Origin of the sequence: Pedobacter boryungensis (assembly GCF_013204825.1) — a bacterium.
Taxonomy (GTDB): domain Bacteria; phylum Bacteroidota; class Bacteroidia; order Sphingobacteriales; family Sphingobacteriaceae; genus Pedobacter; species Pedobacter boryungensis.
On the sequence record NZ_JABMKV010000005.1, the window covers coordinates 140,317 to 146,455 of the forward strand.

The window sequence follows — 6,139 nt, forward strand, 5'->3', positions numbered from 1 at the left end:
AGTTTAGATTTCATAGAGACGATTAATGTTTTATAAACCAATTACGCTGAAATTTTTCATTGCTATTATGGGGCTTTTTTCAATTTTTTCGCTCTTTACAAGGTGTAAGCCCAAATCCAATTATTATATTTCAAATGGACAATGGTATTTTAAAGAGGCATTAGTTAAAGGTGCAGAGATAAATAGTTTTACTGCGCTTAATGATGTTTTTGCCGTAGATCAGTCTAGCGGCTATTACCGAGGAGAAGAAATTGAGAATAGTGATGGTAGCACTTTTATTGCCCTAGATAACTACTATGCAAAAGATACAAACCAGGTGTATTATTGTGAGACCTATAGAAAAGGACAAGAGTATTACTTATATACCCACAACACCATACTTAGGCTACCCTCTGCAGCTACAGACAGCTTCTGCTCTGTAGGAGAAGGTTATGCCAAAGACAATCAGTCAGTTTATTTTAAAGGTAAATCTTTTGAGGTAGCAGATCCTATTCATTTTAAGCTGCTCGGGCTAGATTTTGCAAAAGATGGTATTCAAGGTTACTATGCTTGCAAAAAGATCAAAGGTAGCAGCGCAAGCTCTTTTACAGTAATTAGCGAGCACTATGCAAAGGATGATAGCAGTGTGTGGTATGTAGAAAGAGATTATACTGATCAATCTGTTTATATCTCTAGACTAAATATAGCTGACCCAGGGTCATTTGCTGTTCAAGCTCTTGGCTACAGCAAAGATGAAAAACATATCTTTTATAGAGATAGCCTAATGCGCAGGGCTGATGTAAAGAGTTTTCAGCCTGTAGAAGGCAAAGCCTATGATGCTCAGGATAGCCGTAATGATTATTTGGAAGGGAAGAAAATCGGAAGAAATAAAAATTAAACATACAACTGCTTTTTATGCAGTTGTATGTTTAGTGTAACTCTACTAGCCAATAACCACGTTTTTGGCATAAACCGCCTTTTCACAGCCGAAAGTTTGTTGCAAATAATCATCCATTTCATCTGCTTTAGTTGCAAGACCCGCTAGGTCATTTAGCATTGTTTCATAAAGTTTCTCATTGTGAATGCCCCCTAATGGAAAACGATAAGAAATATAAATCATGTTATCTGACAGGCCCAACTGATATTGCTTAAGCGGATTGCTGAGCAAATAGGAAAGGATGGCCTCTGTGTTCTGTTTGGGCATTTTATTCAATGGACTAGTGGCATAAATATAGTTGCCACTGATAAATATACGTAGCTCAGCACTTCCAGAATGTCCCACCCAATATTCGTGGCCAGCCCGCATCAGTACGGGATTAATACCTGCTTTAGCTAGGGCATCCTCACAAAAACGGCCCACAAAAGAAAGTTCATATTCATCAAACCAACTCTCTTCTAATCCTGCTCCGCAAGACGGGCAATAGTGAGAGCGATTAACAATAACAGTATCACAGCTATTGCATTTAATGGCATATGACTGATGATTAGTAATTTTTAATACGCCAATTAACTCTTCTAAGCGAGCAACTGGAATGGCGAAACCCATGTTATCTGCTTCTGTAAATTTCGAAGCGACAATCCCTATTAGCTTACCTTGTTCATCTAGCACAGGTCCCCCGCTATTACCAGGGTTAATTGCAGCATCAATCTGGATAAAATTTTGACTAGATAGTACTTGGTTTACTGATGAGATAATACCTTGAGTAATACAATAAGGCATGCCGTAAGGGTAGCCTGCAACAGAAACTTTTTGGGTGTTGAAAAGAGGCTCTGTATTAAATAGCAGATCAGGAGCAACAATCGGCGTACTCACTTTTAAAAGTGCTAAATCTGCACCGGGGTCGGCAAGAATAACCTCAGCCATTAAGCGTTCCTGTTTATTGTTTTCAACGCTTACCGCATGGCAGCCGTTCACTACGTGGAAATTAGTTACAAAAATTTGTTGCTCATTTAAAAAAAAGCAAGTTCCCGATCCCTTAGCGGTATTCACCTTAAAGACTAGGGATTCGATTATAGAAAAATTCATAAGTATATATTATTTAAAAAAACTGCTAAAAGAAGATAATACTTTGTTAATAGATGAAGTATCTGCAAAAAGAGAGGCAAGTTGGTTTTCTACAGCCTCAGCACCATTTGGCGCCGAGGGTGGGGTAGTGGCAAGTTTAGCTAATATATCGGCCTCCATAAATTTTTTAAGGCTGTTAAACAATACTTCCGCACATTCTTTCCAAGGCTTTTCGGCAGATGCAATCAGCGACTGACAAAGGAAATCCTCTATTTCTGCAGGTAAATTAAATTCGTACAAAATGCCGGTATAGTTCTGGATAATGGTAAGCGAGCAGGCCTCGAATTCCCCATTGGTAAATTCTTTTTTAGAGAGTTCATAAGGGCGATCGAAATTTTGTTGCAAGTTTTCTAACCTAGCGGCATATTTGCTGGGTACAAATACTTCACCCTCAAAAATCTCTAGACTAAACTGTTCATAACTTAGCTTTTGAAGTTCTAATAGGAACTTTTTACCAGACTTGATGCGCTCATTAAAATCTACATAACCATTATTTAAACGACTGATTTCATCATTGATCCCATTCCCAAACTTCCCTTGGAGGTTAAGGATATAATCTAGTTTTTGTAGGCAAATGATGATGGTATCCCATGCATAAGGGTTCTTACGGTTATGCTCATATTCATTCGCATTTTCGATTGCGCTATTCACTAAATTGGTAAAAATAGTCCAGCCAGATTTGATAATGCTTTCAGGATGGGCTTTAATCAGTGGTTCTCTCAAACGTTGAGCAGCGAAATGAGTTGTAAATTCATCATCCCAATAATCGGCTCCTAGGCAAACGCTGCGGAATAGTTCGTACACAATAATTGGCATACAGGCTTCAAAAGGAAGTTCGGCAACAAAGGAAAGCTCATCGTCTTTCTTTTCAATTTGCGCCATTACCAATTCTGAAAAATTGATTTCCCCTATCTTTCTCATCAGTGCCACCCTGTTTTCTACAGGAAGTGCTAAGAAGGGAGCATTGATGCTTAACTTTCCTTCGGCTATGCGGACTTGAATGATGGCTGAGCCATGTGGAATGTCAAATGCTGTTTGTTCTGCATTTCCATATTTGCTGCATAGTTTAGGATTACAGTAGGCTATACAGGCTCGAATAGCATCTGGATAATTTTGGTTTTGAAAAAGCTCTTGTGCTTTTGCCCATGACACTTCTAGCTCATATAAGCCAGGTACAGCCACGGGGCTAACAATTCGGCGGTAAAATGCCGGAGAATGATTGATCATAATTAAATTTTAAAGTATTTAGCTAATTTTTTAAGGCACTAGAATGATCATAATGCCAGTTTAAAAATATTTCTTATAGGGGGATTTAAAAATCGTCTTTTGAGGGGAGGTGGGATGCTAAACTCAAAACGCGAAGGATCCTTTGCAGAAAATGTCTACTATCTACGCCGTCTTTTCGACTGGAGCGCAGCGGAATGGAGAAATCTTTGGACTCTTCGTAAGTGGAGTTTTGTTAGGCAGGAGTTGTTCTCGGCTATTTCAAAAGGATAGCCTCCTAGTCTCTCTTCATTCATAAGGTAATGGTCAGCAATCTTTCTATCTGTTTGGAACTACGAGTGCTCAGCGCAGCTCATCGTAATGTGGTAAAAAATACTATTTGCATTAAGATTCCCAATCGAGTTGGGAATGACGCACAACGAATAAAACCTATACGTTAAGTGGAATTAATCCAAAAGGATTAGATTTTATCATCCAGTTTTAATAGGGGTAATACTTAGGGCTATTAATTGTTTAAAGATTACGGCTTTTAGGGTTCGAAACAGGGATTAAGCTTTGCTAGTGCTTGTTAGCCTGAGTGCCTCTAATATATGCAATACCCCCTAAAAGATGATTTTTTGGGGGTGTTTGATGATTTAATTTTGTTGAATTATAATCCCATCCCTGTATTAAAGCTTCTCTTTCATTTCGTTTGAGGTTTTTTTACCCGAATGAGCAGGTTATAGCCATTAAAATAAATCAATTTCATCATGAAAAAATGTTTCTTCCATCACTTGATCAAATTTGTATGCTGCATTGCAGTATGTCTGGTTTCGTTAAGTGTTAAAGCGCAAGTTCCAACAATTACGGGCTTTAGTCCACAAAGCGGACCAGTAGGTACTGATGTAACGATAACCGGTACAAATTTCGATACCAATCCTGCATTAGATGTGGTGCTGTTTGGTTCTGCAGTTGGTAAAGTCAAATCAGTAGATCCTGCCGGTAAAAGTATGGTAGTTACAGTTCCTGCAGGTGCAGATTTGAAAGGCATATCGGTTACTAATTTAAGTTCTAAGTTATCTGGCTTTACCTCTAAAGGTTTTGATATTACTTTTAGCAGTAACGGACAAATTGATTTTGGAAATACAGTTCAAACGCCTGTAAATTCTTTGCAGACCATACAGATTGTATGCGATGATTTAAACCAAGATGGAAAGATGGATCTTGTGATGCTTGATACTCATGCTGCTCCGGTAGCTATATTTTATCTGAATACAAGTATTGGGACCAGTGTAACTTTCGATACTTCTTTTAGTATTACACTTTCCAATACAACAAATACTATCAATACGGCAGATATAGATGGAGATGGAAGAAAAGATTTGATTACATCTGAAGGTGGATTTCAATACCATTATGCAATTAATCAAACCAGTTCACAAAGTCAAAACTTAACCTTTGGCAATCTGGTGGCAGGTGTTTTGCCCAATGCACAAGGTAATACTGTGCTCTACAGTTTACTTTCGAAAGATTTAAATGGTGATGGGAAAAATGATTTGCTATTTCCAACATCTAATTCTATACACATTATACCCAACACAACAGCTAATGGTACAGTAAGCTTTGGGAATAATGATGAGCTCAATATTGGCTTAAATATTAAGCAAGTTCAGGCCCAAGATTTAGATGCAGATGGTAAACCAGAACTCGTTATTTCTTTCGCTGATGCTAATGGAAAAACAGGATTAAGTATTTATAAAAATATGACAGTTGCACCTGGCGATGTGCCAGTGTTTACTTTTTATACAGACTTGGCTGCGGGTACACAACTTACCAAGTTTGCGATAGGGGATATCAATCAAGATGGTAAGCCCGATCTAATTTTGCCAAACCGTAATCCAACGAGCAAAGAGAATCAGATTTCTGTATTCATAAATAACGACAATATAACCTTTAGTGAACCATATTTTATCAGCACACCCAACGGTGTAGCAACCGATGTTTTTTTAACAGACATAGATGGGAATGGATTAAGGGATATTGTAACAGAAAATGCAACCGATAGCTATGCACTCGTTTTGCAAAATATGGGTACAATAAATGGGCAAGTGAATTTTAAACCATTTAATGTGGGTACAAACTTAGCCCAAATTGCATTAAACGTTGCGGATATAGATGGAGATGGAAAACCTGATTTGGTTGCTGCTGATAATAACTTGAAACAACTTTCCGTCTTACTAAATACAACTCCTACAAATCAAGCTCCCACGATTACTTCTTTGAATCCCTGGATTGGTAAGGTTGGGGATGATGTTGTGATTACTGGTACGAACTTTAGTAACATTCCTGCTAATAATGTAGTTTTCTTCGGTGCAACAAAGGCTTTTGTTAAGGGTGCTACTTCAAAGAGTTTAACGGTAACTGTACCTTATGGAGCGAACAACCAAAATTTAACAGTTACCAATTTAGAAAGCGGGAAAACGGGCTACTCGGCTAGTCCGTTTAAACTAATTTTTCAAAATTCAGGTGGCGTTGATTTTAGGCTGCTTAAAAGTTTTCCAACCGGACTGGCTAGTGCAGGATATGTCAATGCAGGGGACTTAAATGGAGATGGTTTTGCTGATATGATTGCACTAGAACTTGTGAAGGATTCAAAGATAACCGTTTTATTAAATAATGGTTCGGGTGATTTTTCTAACAAGATTGATTTGCAAATTGGTCTCACTACCCAAAAGGTGTCTCCGGTTATTGCCGATTTTGACGGCGATGGTAGACTGGATATCGCAATTGGTAGCGATGATGGGCAGATTTTTGTTTTAAGAAATAACACCACATCACCAGGTAACTTATTATTTGATGCTTACCAGACATTTATAGGGGGAGTTGACGAAG

At 38.1% G+C, this 6,139-nt stretch carries 4 protein-coding genes; 2 read left to right on the forward strand and 2 right to left on the reverse strand.

The window, feature by feature from the left end; genetic code table 11:
* Window positions 1-25 precede the first annotated feature (25 nt).
* Window positions 26-877 (forward strand): DKNYY domain-containing protein, encoded by an 852-nt coding sequence (locus tag HQN85_RS15610; RefSeq protein WP_173274010.1) that lies wholly within the window; start codon window positions 26-28, stop codon window positions 875-877.
* A 45-nt stretch (window positions 878-922) separates the two neighbouring features.
* Here the strand turns inward: HQN85_RS15610 and HQN85_RS15615 are convergent, their stop codons facing one another.
* Together HQN85_RS15615 and HQN85_RS15620 are read right to left on the reverse strand one after the other, a co-directional pair.
* Window positions 923-2,005: a trypsin-like peptidase domain-containing protein gene (locus HQN85_RS15615; protein WP_173274012.1), complete on the reverse strand. Its 1,083-nt coding sequence runs from the start codon at window positions 2,003-2,005 to the stop codon at window positions 923-925.
* Window positions 2,006-2,014: 9 nt separating this feature from the next.
* Window positions 2,015-3,271, reverse strand: a complete 1,257-nt coding sequence (locus HQN85_RS15620) for a type III secretion system chaperone family protein (protein WP_173274014.1) — start codon at window positions 3,269-3,271, stop codon at window positions 2,015-2,017.
* A gap of 746 nt (window positions 3,272-4,017) precedes the next feature.
* Here HQN85_RS15620 and HQN85_RS15625 point away from each other — a divergent pair.
* The coding region (locus HQN85_RS15625) for an FG-GAP-like repeat-containing protein (RefSeq protein WP_173274016.1) at window positions 4,018-6,139 on the forward strand (2,122 nt) is incomplete at its 3' end.

Coding starts and splice junctions, on each gene's coding strand:
- HQN85_RS15610 (WP_173274010.1), top strand. CDS start 26: ATGTTTTATAAACCAATTACGCTGAAATTTTTCATTGCTATTATGGGG.
- HQN85_RS15620 (WP_173274014.1), bottom strand. CDS start 3,271: ATGATCAATCATTCTCCGGCATTTTACCGCCGAATTGTTAGCCCCGTG.
- HQN85_RS15615 (WP_173274012.1), bottom strand. CDS start 2,005: ATGAATTTTTCTATAATCGAATCCCTAGTCTTTAAGGTGAATACCGCT.